The organism is Aliarcobacter faecis (assembly GCF_013201705.1).
Classification (GTDB): domain Bacteria; phylum Campylobacterota; class Campylobacteria; order Campylobacterales; family Arcobacteraceae; genus Aliarcobacter; species Aliarcobacter faecis.
Map to the genome: position 1 here is coordinate 74,100 of NZ_CP053837.1, position 16,111 is coordinate 90,210.

Here is a 16,111-nt window from a genome sequence, read left to right on the forward strand (position 1 = left end):
TTTATACTCCCTTTTCCATAAACTCTTTTAGCTTATAGTTTGATAATAATATATTTCCATAATCCAAATAAGACCATTTTTTAGCTGGAGTTCTCCAACTTTTACCATAAGCTTGTTCAACATATTTTTCAGCATCTTTAGGAATTTGAAGTATAATATCTTTATAATTAAAATTTCTTCCACTATCTACAAACTCTTTATTGTAGTAGTGATAAGACTCCTCTTCATAATCAAGTATATAATACTTTCCTATGTCACTTGCTAGATTTATATCTATAATTGTTGGTTCGGTTTTTATGTTTTGGTCATTACTCTTTACTATTATTTTGTTTATTTCCCCTTTTTTTGTGAGGATTTTATCATTTTTATAAACAACTTTTATTAGTTGTTGGTTTTTAAAAATTTCACTTTGATTTAAAACTTCCCAAATTTCTTCTATATCTTTTTTTGATGTTACTAATATATCTACATCTGAAACATCAGATAAATTTTGCCCTCTTAATAAACAAAGTAAAGAAGAACCTTCTATATAGTAAGAGATATTTGATTGTTTCATAAGATTTGCAAACTCTTTTATAAGAAAATCTGTTGTTTTGACTCTTTCTTTGCTAGAAAATAAAAGCTCTGTATCTTCTACAAGCCATATTTTTTCTTTTGGTATATTTAAAGCTATTAACTGTTTTTGCATCTCCTCTATCCACACTCCAGAAATTGCAATTTTATCAAACTCTATACTACTAATTTTATCAATATACTTTACTACTATATCATCATAAAATGTATCTTTTAGGTTTTTATTACTATCTACAAAAGCTATGATATTGTGCTTGTTTTTAAAAGTTCTATATATAGCTCTTCCTGCTGCTCCTGTACCAAAAATAACTATTTTCAAATATTCTCCTTCCTTCTAATTTTTTTAAATCTATCACTAAAATTTGTTTTTTCCACAATATTTACTTTTGTTGGGATTTTAAAAGTATCTAGCTTATCCTTACAAAAAAGTCGTATAGTTTTTTTGATATTATCTATTTCCTTATTTAAAACTACATCACAAACAACTGTTTGTCCTGTTATCGCATTTTGTTCAGCATAAACCATACAATCATCTACACAATCAAGATTTAAAATTAGACTTTCAACTTCACTTGGGTTTACTTTTTGCCCACCTACATTTATAATCTCTTTGCTTCTTCCAATGATTTTTAGATAACCATCTTCAAGCTCTTCGACTAGGTCTCCAGTTTTAAACCAACCATCTGATGTAAAACTATCCATTGAAGCATTTAAGTAACCTAAAACTTGAGTAGTGCTTTTAAGCCACAACTCATTTTCTACTATTTTATACTCACAATTTATATCTTCAAGTTTCATAAATAGCGAGTTTGAAGATTTTGAACTAGTAGTGCTAATTCCTGTTTCACTTGTTCCAAAAGTTTGTAAAAATTTTACTTTTGGAAAAGCTTTTTTGAGTTTATCTAAAAGAGATTGTGGCATAGTTTCAGTTCCATAAGTAATCATTCTTAAACTACTTAAATCATAACTTTTATACTCTTCGGAAATTAAAATTAGATTTAAAAAAGTAGGACTACTTGGAAGTACCATGATTTTATATTTATCAATTAATTGACAAATATTTTTTGCATCTCTATTTTTTGGTATTATCAAACAAGCTCCCATAAACAGTGTATTAAAAACTGTATTTAATCCACCAATATGGTCAAACATTAAAAAAACCAACATATTCATAGATTTCTCTTTTTTATCTTTGTAAGAGTTTATAAGATTATCAAGATTATGTATCATCGCTTTTGGTTTTCCTGTACTTCCACTTGAAAATAGAACTAATCCAGAGCTATTTTTTTCTTTTAAACTATCTATCATAGTATGAGAATTTGTTTGCTTTAAATTGGAAATTATTAATTCATTTTTAGAAGTTTTTATGCAAATTTGGCAAAATGACTCTTGTAAATACTCATCTTGTATTTTTTTTATATTTGTAGTAATAGGAACTATAATATTTTTTGTTTCATATAAAGCAAAAAATAGTGCAAGATTGTAAAAAGAGTAATCTCCTAAAATTGCTACAACTTTTGAATTTATTTGGTCTTCATTTAAAGTTTTTATATACTTTTCTATTTGTTTTATAAAATTTTCATAAGTGTATGAAGTTTCGTCAAATATTAGTATAGGTTTTAAAGAAAAACTTTTAAATTTATCTAATAAAAAACTCATTAATTTACTCCACCAAGATAGATTATTTGCCCTGTAATAAAACCACTTTTATCACTACTAAAAAAATCTACCACATTTATAATATCTTCAAAAGTACCAAACCTTTTTACTGTTTGTTTATTTAAAAGTTCATCAATTTTTTCTTTTGGTATAGCTTTTATCAAATCTGTTTGTATTGGTGTTGGACCTATTGCATTTACAGTGATATTAAAAGGGTTTAACTCTTTTGAAGCTGTTTGTGTAAAACTCTCAATAGCAGCTTTGCTTGAAGCATAAATAGCCTCTCCTTCAAGTTTTAAAGGTTTTGCAACTGTTGTAAAATTTATAATTCGTCCACTCTTTTTTTTCATCATTACTTTTGATACTTCTCTTGTAAATAAAAAAGTTCCCAAAAAATTTGTATTAAAAAGTTTTGAAATAGTTTCAAGTGAAGTTGTCAAAATATGATTCATAGATGCAATTGCTGCATTGTTTATTAAAATATCAATATGACTAAACTCTTTTTTTATCTCTCTTATCATACTTACAACGGCTTTTTCATCATTAACTTCTAGTGAAAAATGCCTATAATTTTTATGATTTATCGAAGCTTTGCTTCTGCTACAACCAATTACAATACAGTTTTTAGATAAATAGTGTAAAGCTAAAGCTTCTCCTATCCCTTTTGAAGTTCCAGTTATAACTATGATTTTATTCATTAATTTTCCAATAAATCTTTAATATATAAAGTTAAACTCTCTATATTTCTAAAAGGAGAAGTTTTTGAACTCATAGCTTTTTCATCTGCTAAAACGATATTTTTTGAAAACTCATCTGAAATTTTATCTTCTAAATCAGCAATAAAACTAACTAATGCTAAAGAGTCTAAGCTATCATTTCCACCATAAAGTTTTGTTTTTAAGCTTGGGTTTTCAAAGGCTTCATTTTCTAACTCTTCATTTAGCTCTTTTAATGTTTCATATATGATATTTTCAATCTTTTCTCTCATCTTCTAATCCTTAAATTGATACTCTATTTTATCTAAATATCTTTTAATTGGTTTTAGTAGTTTTGAATTCTTTTGATTTTGCCAATCTTTATTCGATAGTTTTAAATATATAATCTCTTCGTCTTCTTTAAAACTTTTAAATCCAAAATTTTTATTAAAGTTCAATGCAACAATATTACTTTTTTTTACAAAAGAGTTTATCTTTTCATCAAATTTATTAAAAATATACTCTAAAAAAAGATATGTTGTACAAGATTTTAAGATAGGATTTATTTCTTCTTTAAAATACAATCCCCAGATAAGCTCTTTATTTTTTATAAAGTTTAAGGAACCTATTATCTCATTTCCTTCTAAAATAGCAAAATATTTTCTATCTTCTAAAGTTTTTAAAGAGTTGATAAAGTTTATATGATTTTCTAAACTTATATTTTCTCTATTTAACATATTATCTTTTATATATTTTTGATTTCTAAGTTCTAAAATCTCTTTACTTTCATTTTCATCTAAAAAGATAAAATCTTTAAAAACTATTTTCAACTCTATCCCCAAATTTATAATCTTTTTTAGCAGTTTTACCTAAAATATCTTTTAAGTGTTTTGGGTGAAGTCCATAAAAAGGACGAACACTTTTTATATTCTCTTCGCTAAATTTTTCACCAACTTTTACATCTTTACAAATATATAAACTTCTAGCAAATCGTCGCTGTTTTTTTCGTTTTTCATTTAAACTATAATCAACAATTCCAAGTAGTTTTTCACTATCTCTTACAGCTTTTACTAACTCACTAAACTCTTGTTTATCAAGGCTAAATCCACTATCAGCTCCTCCAATAGATTTATCTAAAATAAAGTGTTTTTCTATAACTTTTGCACCCAAAGTAACTGCAACAATAGGAGCAATATGTCCTAAGGTATGATCAGAAAATCCAACTTCAACACCAAAAGTTTCTTTCATATTGGGGATAGTTTTTAGATTTGCTTCTTCTAGCTTTGCTGGATATTCACTAGTACATTTTAATAATATAATATTCTCATTCCCAACACTTTTACAAATATTTACTACATCTTGTATTTCATCAATAGTTGCTATTCCTGTACTTATGATTATTGGTTTTTGTTTACTTGCAGTATATCTTACAAGCTCATAATCAGTTATCTCAAAAGAGGCAATTTTGTAAGATGTTGGATTAAACTGTTCAAGAAAATCAACGGCACTTTTATCAAAAGGTGTTGAAAAAATATCAATATCTAAACTTCGTGCATAATCAAACAACTCTTTGTGCCACTCCCAAGGAGTATAAGCTTCTTGATATAGTTCATATAGATTTTTACCATCCCAAAGTGTTCCACCATCTATCATAAAATCGGGATTTTTACTATTTAAAGTGATAGTATCAGCTGTGTATGTTTGAAGTTTTATAGCATTTGCACCTATTTCTTTTGCTGCTTTTATAGTTTCAAGTGCTGTTTGTAAACTTCCATTGTGATTTGCACTAAGTTCTGCAATGATAAATGTCCCATCTTTGTTTAAATCAAAATTTCCTATTTTCATATTTTTTTCTCCAAAAATAGTTTTATGTATTTTTTTAGCCTTTTTTTATCAAAATTTTTTATAGTAAAATAGCCATTTTTTGTAAGGTACTTATACATCTTTTTTTGATTTTGTGCTGTTTTTATAACAATAAAAGGCAATTTTAAATAATAAGCTTCATTTGCAGTAACACTAGGAGTTATTATAGCAAAATGGCTTTTATTCATAAGTTTTGCTATTTCATTTGAATTTATATATAAATTGATTGATTTTTTATCTTGACAATACTCTTTTAATTTTTCTAAATTTTTATTTGAAGTTGTAGTTACAAGATTTATTTTTATATTTTTAGAAACTTTTTTTATAGTTTTTAGTATTTTAATATTTAGGTTCTTCTGGTCAGTTCCACCCATTGCTACAAATATTGTTTTAGTTTTTGATTTTTTGATTTTTTGATTTTTTGATTTTAAAAACTCATCTCTTAAAAGTGTATATTTTGCTCCACATCTCAACTCACTTTTATTTGGCACTAAGTTTCTATACCTTTTTTTATCTGCATAGATATTATGGTTTAACAAAATATCACAATAATGTTTTTCATATATATCGTCAAATACAAAGATTTTTAGTTTTGGATTTTGTTCTTTTAATTTTTTTTCAAATTTGTAGTCTATATTATAGTTATCGATTACTATCATCTCTATATTTAATTTTTTTATAAGTTCATTTAACTCTTCAAAATTATTGCTTTTTAAAATTTCTAGTTCATATCCAGCATCTTTTATCTTATGATTTATGTTACCTTCTAAATCTTGTGTAGCAAAGATAATATTATCTTTATCAAATTGTTTAGTTAAAACTAAATCTCTCATAATATGTCCAGTTCCAATATCTGAAGAAGAATCAGCTCTTATTAAAATATTCATTTTTATTTTTCCATATTTTTAGACTTTTCATCTTTTTTTAGAGCTTCATACATAAATTCAGCTCTAGTCCAATCTTCCAAAGTATCTATATCTTGAACTAAATATCTAGGTAAAATTATAGGGATGCTATCTTTACCAAAAATTATATCATCTGATTTTACATTTAAATTTGTCCAATAGAATTGTCCTGCATCTTGGAAAGCCTCTTCTAAATCTTGGCTTCTTTTTGAAAAATTTTCTTTCCAAAACATTTCACATCTTTCATCTGGTGTTATTTTAAAAGTTCTTTGAATTGGAAATGGCATAGAAGTACATGAAAAAGCATTTTTAGCATTTGAGTTTTTTAACTTTTCAAAACCTTCAATCAGATATTCTTCTTGTAAAAAAGGAGCAGTTGCATAGATAGTACAAATAAAATCTATCTTTTCTCCTTTTTCTTTTAAAAAATTTATAGTATGTTCGATAACTGCTCCTGTTCCTATAAAATCATCACTTAACTCTTTTGGTCTTATAAATGGAACACTTGCACCAAAACTTTTAGCTATTTTAGCTATTTCCTCATCCTCTGTTGAGACTATAACTTTATCAAAAAGATTTGATTTTAAAGCAATTTCTATACTATAAGCAATTAAAGGTTTTCCATGAAAATCTTTTATATTTTTTCTTGGAATTCTTTTACTCCCTCCACGAGCAGGAATTATAGCTATACATTTAGTCATTTAATAATTCCAATAAGTTTTTTATTACATATTCTTGTTCTTCAATAGTTAAAGTTGGATACATAGGAAGAGAAAAACACTCTTCATAATATCTGTCCATAATTGGAGTATTCTCTTTTCCATAACCTAGATTTTTGTAAAAAGGTTGTTTGTTTATAGGAATATAGTGTAATTGTAAACCTATATTTTTTTCTTTCATTTTATTAAATAGCTTGATTTTTGTAATATTTAATTTACTAAAATCAACTCTAACAACATAAAGATGGTAAGATGAATCTTTATCAAAATTGTATAAAGGTTTTACTATTGAATTTAAAAAAGCTTTATCATAATTTTTTGCTATATTTTTTCTTTTTTCAATAAAATTATCGATTTTTTTTAATTGGCTAATTCCTAAGGCACAAGCAATATCAGTAATTCTATAATTAAATCCTAAAGAGTTCATTTCATAGTACCAAGGTGCAATATCTACTCTTCTTTGCATTCCATGTGCTCTAAGTTCTAATAATTTTTCATAAAGTTCTTTTGAATTAGTTGTAATTGCTCCACCTTCACCTGTTGTAATATGTTTTACAGGGTGAAATGATAGAATTGAACAATCACTATTAGTAGAACTTCCAGCTTTTATATTTCCAAAATTTGCACCTAAACTATGTGCACAATCTTCTAAAATTTTTATATTGTATCTATCTTTTAGATATTTTAATTTCTCTTGATTTACAGCTTTTCCAGAGAAATGGACTACATAAATTGCTTTTATAGTTGAATCTTTTTTTAATTCTTCTTCACATAAATCTAAATTTATATTCCCATCTTCGTAAATATCTACAAAAATTGGTTTTGCCTTTACATATAAAATAGAGTTTGAAGTTGCTAAAAAAGAGTTTGGTGTTGTTAAAACTTTGTCATTTTTATTTAAAAGTACCATTGAAGCTAGATGAAGTGCTGCTGTTCCATTTGTTACAGCAATACAATAGTTTACATTACAATAGTTTGCTAACTTTTTTTCAAACTCTTCTATTTTTGGTCCAGTAGTTAAAAAAGGAGATTTTAAAACTTCAATTACACTATTTATATCATCTTCATCAATAGTCTGTTTTCCATAAGGTATAAAATCTATCATATCTTTTTAACCATTTCTAAAAACTCTTTATCTGTTAGCCACTTTGTATTATTTCCTGAATTATATTCAAAACCTTGTTCAACAGGAACTCCTACTTCTCCTAAAAGATTTTTAGTATAATCAGCTCCACTTGTAAATTTTATAGTTGGTTTTATTACATAGTGATCATTAAACTCTAGTGTTAAATGACTATCATCAGCAGGGCACATAATTTCATGAAGTTTTTCTCCAGGTCTAATTCCAATAATCTCTTGATTTAGATTTGGAGCCATAGCTTTTGCCATATCAACTATCTTCATAGATGGAATTTTTGGTACAAAAATTTCTCCACCTTGCATTCTTTCAAAGTTTTTAAGTACAAAGTTCACTCCATCTTCAAGAGTAATAAAAAATCTTGTCATTTTTTTATCTGTTATTGGAAGCTCTTTTACACCTTCACTAATTAATTTCTGAAAATATGGAACAACTGAGCCTCGACTACCTACAACATTTCCATATCGTACAACTGAGAATTTTATATCCTCTTTCCCAACTAAATTATTTGCAGCAACAAAAAGTTTATCTGAAGCCAATTTTGTAGCACCATATAAATTTACAGGATTAGCAGCTTTATCTGTTGATAAAGCAATTATTTTTGAAACACCATTATCAATTGCAGCATCAATTACATTTTGTGCACCATTTATATTTGTTTTTATACACTCCATTGGATTGTATTCAGCTATTGGTACATGTTTAAGAGCAGCTGCATGGATTACAAAATCTACATCTTTCATTGCTTTTTTTAATCTTTGGGCATCTCTTACATCACCTATAAAATATCTCATACATTTATCATTGAACTCTTGAGACATCTCATACTGTTTTAGCTCATCTCTACTAAAAATTATGATTTTATTTGGTTTATACTTTTCTAATAAGATTTTAGTATATTTCTTACCGAAACTTCCTGTTCCACCTGTAATTAAAATATTTTTCCCATTAAACATAAAAAGAACCTTTGATTTAATATTTGAATATAATATCTAATTTTATATTTTAATTAACTATATGTAATAATATAAAGATTAGATTTGTTAAGAAGGTTTATAAAAATGGAAAATTCAATACCGCAAGATATTTTAAAAATACAAAAAAAGCTTGCAACTTTTGAAAAAAATTCAAGAAATTATAAAAAATATACAAAAATTTTGGCAAATCATATAAAAACTTATACTATGCAAAAGAGAGTAAATTCTCATATAAAATCAATTGAAGTTGTAGAAAATATTCAGAAAAATGGTGTTGATAATATTTTAAAATAAAAAGTATTACAAATTGCAATATTTTTTATAACTTCTAAAAAATTCTGCTAAGATTTCAAAATAAAATAAAAGATGAGGTAAAAATTATGGATGAAAACCAAAAAAAATCACTTGAACTTGCAATAAAACAAATAGATAAAGCTTTTGGAAAAGGGACATTAATAAGACTTGGAGATAAAGAGGTAATTCCCACAGAAGCTATAAGTACAGGTTCTTTAGGGCTTGATTTAGCTTTAGGTGTTGGAGGACTTCCTAAAGGAAGAGTTATTGAAATCTATGGACCAGAGAGTTCAGGAAAAACAACTTTAACTTTACATGCTATTGCTGAAGCTCAAAAAGCTGGAGGAGTTTGTGCCTTTATTGATGCCGAACATGCATTAGATGTAAAATATGCAAAAGATATAGGTGTTGATACTGATAACTTACTAGTATCTCAACCAGATTTTGGAGAGCAAGCTTTAGAAATTCTTGAAACTGTTATTAGAAGTGGAGCTGTTGATTTAGTAGTTGTGGACTCTGTTGCAGCTTTAACTCCAAAAGTTGAGATAGATGGTGATATGGATGACCAACAAGTAGGAGTTCAAGCAAGACTTATGAGTAAGGCTTTAAGAAAAGTAACAGGTCTTTTAAGCAAGATGAATTGTACTGTTATTTTTATCAATCAAATAAGAATGAAAATAGGAATGACTGGTTATGGAAGTCCAGAAACTACAACAGGTGGAAATGCACTTAAATTCTACTCATCTGTAAGACTTGACATTAGAAGAATTGCAACACTTAAACAAGGTGAAAACTCTATAGGAAATAGAGTAAAAGTTAAAGTAGTAAAAAATAAAGTTGCAGCTCCATTTAAACAAGCTGAATTTGATATTATGTTTGGAGAGGGTATTTCTAAAACAGGAGAGCTTGTGGATTATGGAGTAAAGCTTGATATTATTGATAAAGCAGGAGCTTGGTTTAGTTATGGAGATACTAAAATAGGACAAGGTAGAGAGAATTCAAAACAATTTTTATTAGATAATCCTACTATTGCAAAAGAGATAGAGGATAAAATTCTTAGCTCTATGGGTATAAATGATGCTATTATTGCTGGTGGAAGTGATGATGGTGATGAAGTTGCAGGACTTGATGATTAAAAATAGTTAAAACTCTTCAAAGATTCTAAATTGGCAGGGATTTATTTCCCTTTGCCAAACTACATTTATTTAAATTTTCCTTACAAAAGCAAACAACAAATTTTTTTTAGCTATAATCTTAAGAAATTATAAATTTAGGAGACCTAAGTGGTATACATTGATAATGTTTATGCTGATGAAGTAATGGATTCAAGAGGAAATCCAACAGTTAGAGCAACAGTTATTCTAAGCGATGGTACAAAAGCTAGTGCAATAGTTCCAAGTGGTGCAAGTACTGGGAAAAGAGAAGCTTTAGAGTTAAGAGATGGTGATAATAGATATCTTGGTAAAGGGGTTTTAAAAGCAGTTGAAAATGTAAATACAAGAATTGCTGATGAATTAATTGGACAAAGCCCATTTAATCAAGCTGAAGTTGATGCTATTATGAAAGAACTAGATGGAACAAATAACTACTCAAATTTGGGAGCAAATGCAGTTTTAGGTGTCTCTATGGCAACAGCAAGAGCAGCGGCAACTTCTCTTAATATACCACTTTATAGATATTTAGGTGGGGCAAATGCTATGACTATGCCAGTTCCTATGTTCAATATTATAAATGGTGGAGAGCATGCAAATAACTCGGTAGATTTTCAAGAGTATATGATTATGCCAACGGGAATTGAAAACTTTAATGAAGGTTTAAGAGCAGTAGCTGAAATTTATCAAAATCTTAAAAAGATTATTGATAAAATGGGAGAAAGCACTGCTGTTGGGGATGAGGGTGGATTCGCACCAAATTTAAAATCTAATGAAGAGCCAATAGCTGTAATTATGGAAGCTATTTCAAAAGCTGGATATAAAGCAGGGGAGCAAATCTCTATAGCACTTGATGTAGCTGCTAGTGAATTAATCAATGATGCAGGTAAGTATGTATTAAAAGGTGAAAATAGAGAATTAAGTAGTTCTGAGATGGTTGCATATTATGAAGAGTTATGTGCTAAATATCCAATAGTTTCGATTGAAGATGGATTAAGTGAAGATGATTGGGATGGTTGGCAAACATTAACTCAAAGATTAGGAAACAAAGTTCAATTGGTTGGAGATGATCTATTTGTAACAAATGCAAGTATTGTTGCTGAGGGTATAAAAAAAGGTATTGCAAATGCAGTATTAATTAAACCAAATCAAATTGGAAGTGTAAGTGAAACTATGCAGACAATTAGACTTGCTCAAAGAAATAACTATAACTGCGTTATGAGTCATAGAAGTGGAGAGAGTGAAGATGCATTTATTGCTGATTTTGCAGTTGCTTTAAATTGTGGGCAAATTAAAACGGGAAGTACAGCAAGAAGTGATAGAATTGCAAAATATAATAGACTTCTTGAAATTGGCGCAGAAATTGGCTATGCTGAATATTTAGGGAAAGAACCATTCTCTAAAAAATAATGAAGAAAAAAAGAAGTGGTTTAGGGATTTTTTTGTTAATAGCGATTTTATCGCTATTAGCAACAATATATTTTTCATATTATGTAACAAATGTTCTTTTTGGTGATAACTCTTTACAAGTTTATAACTCTTTGCAATATAAAAAAGAGTATCTTGAAAATGAAATTTTAAGATTACAAAAAGAGAATGCCTATTTACAAAAAGAGTATTTTGAACTAAAAAATTTGGAGCCAGAAGAATGAGAACTCTATTACTATCTACAACAATAGCAGCTTTTTTAAGTTTATCTTTACAAGCTAGAGAGAATCCTTTTATTTTATATGAAGAGAAGACAGGAAAAGTTATTGAATCATCTTCAAAATCTAAAAGTATAACAGATTTGGAAGAGGAACAGTTTATAAGAGATTATCAAAATAGCTCAAAAAAATCATCAACACAAGAAGTTGAAAAAAGAGCACCTACTCAAGTAGAAGAGAAATCTTATTCCAAAAAAGAGGTTGATTCTTTGATGTTAAAAACTAAGTATGAAGCTGAACAAAAAGCAAAAGCATTAGTTAAAAAAGAGTTAAGCAAAGAACCAGAACAAGTTGTTTATGTAAAGCCTAGAGCAGATGTTTTAAATGATGAGACGCTTATATCAAAAAATATTTTACCTTTTGTAAAAGTGGATTATAATGACAATAAGCTTTTAATTAGCACTCAAGATGTAGTTTCAAAAAAATTTTCAATCAATAAAGAGAATAAGTTGGTAATTGATTTTAAAGGGAAAAGAAATTTTAGTGGGACTAGATACACTTTAAATTCTAGTAATTTTAAAGCTGTATCAACAGGAAATCACTCTTCAAATGGTTTTTATAGAGTTGTTGTAGAACTTTCTTCTAAACCAGATAATTATAATTTTGATTATAGTGATTCTATTATTTCTATAAGTAAGAAATAAATAAGAGTTTTTACTCTTATTTATTGATGACAGGCTAAAGCTATTTCGTATCCTAAAGCTGTAACTGCTTTTATATCATCTTCAGCACTAGCCCCACCAGTTGTTAAATAATCTCCAACAACAATAGCATTTGCTCCATGTTTAAATACATCATATTGATTTTCGCCAAACATTAACTCTCTACCACCTGCAATCATAAGCATTTGATTTGGTAGATAACTTCTTGATAACTCAACTAATTTAAATGCTTCCTCTTTAGATAAAGGATTTTTAACTATAGGTAAAGCTTCATTTGGATGGAAGAAATTAATTGGAACAGACATTGGCTCTAGGCTTGCAATTGATTCAAGCATAGAAATTCTATTTTCTTGTGTTTCACCAAGCCCAAAAATCCCTCCAGTACAAAGATGAAGACCAGCTTTTTTTGCATCCAAACAAGTGTTATATCTATCATCCCAAGAGTGAGTAGTACAAATTTGATTATAAAACTCTCTTGCTGTTTCTAAATTGTGATTATAGTTTTCAACACCATGCTTTTTTAACTCTTTTAATTGCTCATAACTAGCTATTCCATTACAAGCGATAAGTGAAATATCAGGAACTGCTTTATGTACAGCAGCTGCAGCTCTACATACATAATCAAGTCTTTTATCATCAAGCCCTGTTCCAGCAGTTACAAGGCAAAATCCAACAGCTTTATTTTCTCTTGCTCTTTTTGCCTCTTCAACTATTTGCTCTATCTCTTTTCTTCTATATCTTTGAATATCTGCTTTGTACTTTACACTTTGTGTACAAAACTTACAATCTTCATTACACGTTCCACTTTCAATATTTGATATTGCACATAAATATATTTGATTATTGCTCATATTTAAACTCTTCTTTCATAAAATTATTTTCATTATTTTTCTTAAAATAGTGTGTGATTATATACTCATTTGCATTAATCTCAAGTTTTGCACACTCTATAAAGGGTTTTTCTCTAGCACATACCTCTCCAGAGTTTATATAAAGTTTTTTATTTTTATATTCACAATGAAATTTGTGAGTATGTCCAAAAATAATAATATCTGTATCAGGAGATAGGTGAAGTGGTAAGTGCATAAGTTTAAAGCTAATATTATCTATTTTAAAATAGTATGGTTCAGCTTTTATATTATATTTATCACTAAATTCAAAAAGATTTCTATCATTGTTTCCAAAAACTGCTATATATTTTAAAGAGGAGTTTTTTAAAATTTCTAAACCCTCTTGAGAGCAAATATCTCCAGCATGGATTAAATATTCACAACCCTCCTCTTTTAAAAAATCAATACACTCTTTTAAATAGAGAGTTTTGTGATGGCTATCTGAAACTATTGCTATTTTCATCTACTCTTTTTTTGCTTTTGTGGTAGCTTTTTTAGTAACTGTTTTTTTTGCAGGTTTTTTAGAGCTTTTATTATCTTTTTCAATAATTTCTAAACACTCTTCTAGTGTTAAACTCTCTGCAACTTTTCCTTTAGGAATTTTGAAATTCTTTCTACCTTGTTTTATATATGCTCCATATTGACCATTTAAGATTTGGATTTTCTCTTTTGTAAACTCTTTTATTAAAGCTTTACTTTTTGCTTCATCAATATCACTAATAATCTCTTTTGCTCTTTTTTCATTAACAGTATATGGGTCATCAGTTTTTAAAGAGTAGTATTTTGTTTTTACTTGTAAATAAGGACCAAATCTTCCAATATTTGCTTTAATCTCATTTCCATTATCATCAACTCCAACAACTCTTGGAAGAGTAAATAAAAATAGTGCCTCTTCAAGAGAGATTGTATCCATATTCAAATTATCTGGAATTGCAACAAATTTTGGTTTATCTTCATCCTCTTTTGTTCCAATTTGAACAAAAGGACCAAATCTTCCAACTCTTGCACTTACAGGCTTTCCTGATTTTGGGTCAATTCCTAATTCTCGAACTTGAACATAGTCAGATTTACTGATATTCTCTTCTTTATCTTTGATTGTATCTTTAAAACCTGTATAGAAGTTTTTCATAACATCTACCCAAATCTTTTTGCCATCGGCTATTTCATCAAACTCTTCTTCAATTTTTGCTGTAAACCCTAAATCTATAATATTTGAGAAGTGGTCAGTTAAAAAACTATTTACAATTTCTCCAGTAGGAGTAGGTGAAAGTTTTTTATCTTCAGTTTTTACTACATATTCCCTTGCTTGAATAGTTGAAATTGTTGGAGCATAAGTTGATGGTCTTCCAATTCCTTCACTTTCAAGTTTTTTAACTAATGAAGCTTCAGTGTATCTTGAGGGTGGTTTTGTAAAGTTTTGCTCACTACTTAAATTTTCTAACTCTAAAATAGTTCCAACTTTGATATTTGGTAATATTTTTTCAACACTATCAAGAGCAGCTTCTGGATTATCACTCCCTTCTGTATAAGCTTTCATAAATCCTGCAAAAATAATTCTTTGTCCTTTTGTTTGAAACTCAAACTCTTTTTTTGCACCAGCTTCTATTTTATATGTAGTATTTGCTATTTTTGCTTGACTCATTTGAGTTGCTATTGTTCTTTTCCAAATAAGGCTATAAAGCTTATATTGTGCAGAATCTAAATACTCTTTTACCATTGATGGCTTCAAACTCATATCAACAGGTCTTATCGCTTCGTGTGCTTCTTGAGCACCTTTTGCAGTTGATTTAAAAGTTCTTGGTTTTGCCAGAGCATAATCTTTTCCATACTCCTCTTCAATTACTTTTTTAGCCATAGATGTAGCAATTGACGAAAGATTTAAAGAGTCTGTTCTCATATAAGTAATCAAACCACCAGTATGATTTGGAATATTTGCAGTATTTCCTTCGTATAGTTGTTGTGCTATCATCATAGTTTGAGCAACACTAAGTCCTATTTTTCTTGAAGCTTCTTGCTGTAAAGTTGAAGTTGTAAATGGAGCTGCTGGATTTCTTAGGCTCTCTTTTTCTTCTATATCAACTAAAGTAAAAATTCCATTATTTATTGAAGCTTCTATCTCTCTAGCTTCTTTCTCATTTCTTACTTTGATATTTTTACCATCTTTTTTTGCTAGTTCACTTGAAAGTTCAGGATTTATAAAATCAGCTTTTATCTTCCAAAACTCTTCTGGTTCAAATGCTCTAATTTCATTCTCTCTATCAACTATTATTTTAACTGCAACGCTTTGAACTCTTCCAGCACTTAAACCATATCTTACTTTTTTCCATAAAAGAGGAGATAGTTCATATCCAACTGCTCTATCTAATATTCTTCTTGCTTGTTGTGCATCAACTAGATTTTGATCAACATCTCTTGGATTTTCTAAGGCTTTAAGTATTGCATCTTTTGTAATTTCGTGAAAAACTATTCTTTTTATAGGATTTTTTTCTATTTTTAATGCAGGAATTAAGTGCCAAGCAATAGCTTCTCCCTCTCTATCTTCATCGGCTGCTAGGTATATAGTTGTATCTTTTGTAATTTGCTTTTTTAAATCGGCAATTACTTTTTTCTTATCTGTACTTATTTGATAGTTTGGTTTAAAATTATCTTCAGGGTCAAAACCCAAAGTAGATTTAGGTAAATCTCTTACATGCCCCATAGAAGCCATAACGGTAAAATCTTTACCCAAGAATTTTGAGATTGTTTTTGCTTTTGCTGGAGACTCTACTATTACTAAATTTTTCACTTAAACTACCTTCATATTTTCTAAAAGTTTGCATTTTATCATAAAACTTGTAAGGTTTTCTTAATTGTTTATCTATTATTTTGTGAAATATTAA

18 protein-coding genes are annotated in these 16,111 nt (G+C 28.1%); 5 read left to right on the plus strand and 13 right to left on the minus strand.

Features of this window, described 5'->3' with window-relative positions; genetic code table 11:
• Nucleotide 1: 1 nt before the first annotated feature.
• From AFAEC_RS00375 to pseB, 10 genes are read right to left on the minus strand one after another with little or no spacing between them, the layout of a single operon-like run.
• The gene (locus AFAEC_RS00375; protein ID WP_026806799.1) at nt 2–892 is read right to left on the minus strand and encodes a nucleoside-diphosphate sugar epimerase/dehydratase; all 891 of its coding nucleotides are present in this window, start codon (nt 890–892) and stop codon (nt 2–4) included.
• Entirely contained in the window at nt 889–2,232 is a 1,344-nt protein-coding gene (locus AFAEC_RS00380) for an ANL family adenylate-forming protein (protein WP_026806798.1), read from the minus strand. The genes AFAEC_RS00375 and AFAEC_RS00380 overlap by 4 nt, the downstream gene beginning before the upstream one ends.
• A complete protein-coding gene (locus AFAEC_RS00385) occupies nt 2,232–2,930 on the minus strand; it encodes an SDR family NAD(P)-dependent oxidoreductase (protein ID WP_026806797.1) in 699 nt (232 codons plus the stop codon). Before AFAEC_RS00385 ends, AFAEC_RS00380 begins: the two co-directional genes overlap by 1 nt.
• Complete coding sequence (locus tag AFAEC_RS00390) at nt 2,930–3,220, minus strand: hypothetical protein (RefSeq protein ID WP_026806796.1); 291 nt, start codon at nt 3,218–3,220, stop codon at nt 2,930–2,932. Before AFAEC_RS00390 ends, AFAEC_RS00385 begins: the two co-directional genes overlap by 1 nt.
• Nucleotides 3,221–3,223: 3 nt before the next feature.
• On the minus strand, nt 3,224–3,757 hold the full coding sequence (locus AFAEC_RS00395) for a hypothetical protein (protein WP_026806795.1): 534 nt from the start codon (nt 3,755–3,757) through the stop codon (nt 3,224–3,226).
• Entirely contained in the window at nt 3,741–4,772 is a 1,032-nt protein-coding gene (gene pseI, locus AFAEC_RS00400) for a pseudaminic acid synthase (RefSeq protein WP_026806794.1), read from the minus strand. Before pseI ends, AFAEC_RS00395 begins: the two co-directional genes overlap by 17 nt.
• Nucleotides 4,769–5,677, minus strand: coding sequence for a UDP-2,4-diacetamido-2,4,6-trideoxy-beta-L-altropyranose hydrolase (gene pseG, locus AFAEC_RS00405; RefSeq protein ID WP_027391046.1), 909 nt, complete (start codon nt 5,675–5,677; stop codon nt 4,769–4,771). The genes pseI and pseG overlap by 4 nt, the downstream gene beginning before the upstream one ends.
• 2 nt (nt 5,678–5,679) lie before the next feature.
• The gene (gene pseF / locus AFAEC_RS00410) at nt 5,680–6,396 is read right to left on the minus strand and encodes a pseudaminic acid cytidylyltransferase (RefSeq protein ID WP_026806793.1); all 717 of its coding nucleotides are present in this window, start codon (nt 6,394–6,396) and stop codon (nt 5,680–5,682) included.
• A complete protein-coding gene (gene pseC / locus AFAEC_RS00415) occupies nt 6,389–7,519 on the minus strand; it encodes a UDP-4-amino-4,6-dideoxy-N-acetyl-beta-L-altrosamine transaminase (RefSeq protein WP_026806792.1) in 1,131 nt (376 codons plus the stop codon). The genes pseF and pseC overlap by 8 nt, the downstream gene beginning before the upstream one ends.
• Complete coding sequence (gene pseB / locus AFAEC_RS00420) at nt 7,516–8,508, minus strand: UDP-N-acetylglucosamine 4,6-dehydratase (inverting) (protein ID WP_026806791.1); 993 nt, start codon at nt 8,506–8,508, stop codon at nt 7,516–7,518. Before pseB ends, pseC begins: the two co-directional genes overlap by 4 nt.
• Before the next feature lie 105 nt (nt 8,509–8,613).
• Here pseB and AFAEC_RS00425 point away from each other — a divergent pair, with 105 nt between their 5' ends.
• The 5 genes from AFAEC_RS00425 to AFAEC_RS00445 all read left to right on the plus strand — a co-directional run bounded on the left by AFAEC_RS00425 (nt 8,614) and on the right by AFAEC_RS00445 (nt 12,324).
• On the plus strand, nt 8,614–8,823 hold the full coding sequence (locus AFAEC_RS00425; RefSeq protein ID WP_026806790.1) for a hypothetical protein: 210 nt from the start codon (nt 8,614–8,616) through the stop codon (nt 8,821–8,823).
• Nucleotides 8,824–8,909: 86 nt separating this feature from the next.
• Nucleotides 8,910–9,959, plus strand: a complete 1,050-nt coding sequence (recA, locus tag AFAEC_RS00430; protein ID WP_026806789.1) for a recombinase RecA — start codon at nt 8,910–8,912, stop codon at nt 9,957–9,959.
• A 147-nt stretch (nt 9,960–10,106) separates the two neighbouring features.
• A complete protein-coding gene (gene eno, locus AFAEC_RS00435) occupies nt 10,107–11,384 on the plus strand; it encodes a phosphopyruvate hydratase (RefSeq protein ID WP_026806788.1) in 1,278 nt (425 codons plus the stop codon).
• Between the two features lie 32 nt (nt 11,385–11,416).
• Nucleotides 11,417–11,626 (plus strand): septum formation initiator, encoded by a 210-nt coding sequence (locus AFAEC_RS00440; protein ID WP_225442381.1) that lies wholly within the window; start codon nt 11,417–11,419, stop codon nt 11,624–11,626.
• Complete coding sequence (locus AFAEC_RS00445; protein WP_026806786.1) at nt 11,623–12,324, plus strand: AMIN domain-containing protein; 702 nt, start codon at nt 11,623–11,625, stop codon at nt 12,322–12,324. The genes AFAEC_RS00440 and AFAEC_RS00445 overlap by 4 nt, the downstream gene beginning before the upstream one ends.
• Nucleotides 12,325–12,344: 20 nt before the next feature.
• On the opposite strand, the gene AFAEC_RS00450 is transcribed toward AFAEC_RS00445, so the two are convergent.
• The 3 genes from AFAEC_RS00450 to topA are packed head-to-tail and all read right to left on the minus strand — an operon-like array spanning nt 12,345 to nt 16,017.
• On the minus strand, nt 12,345–13,193 hold the full coding sequence (locus tag AFAEC_RS00450) for a biotin synthase (protein ID WP_026806785.1): 849 nt from the start codon (nt 13,191–13,193) through the stop codon (nt 12,345–12,347).
• A complete protein-coding gene (locus AFAEC_RS00455) occupies nt 13,183–13,695 on the minus strand; it encodes a metallophosphoesterase family protein (RefSeq protein ID WP_026806784.1) in 513 nt (170 codons plus the stop codon). Before AFAEC_RS00455 ends, AFAEC_RS00450 begins: the two co-directional genes overlap by 11 nt.
• Nucleotides 13,696–16,017, minus strand: coding sequence for a type I DNA topoisomerase (gene topA / locus AFAEC_RS00460; RefSeq protein ID WP_034216741.1), 2,322 nt, complete (start codon nt 16,015–16,017; stop codon nt 13,696–13,698).
• Nucleotides 16,018–16,111 lie beyond the last annotated feature (94 nt).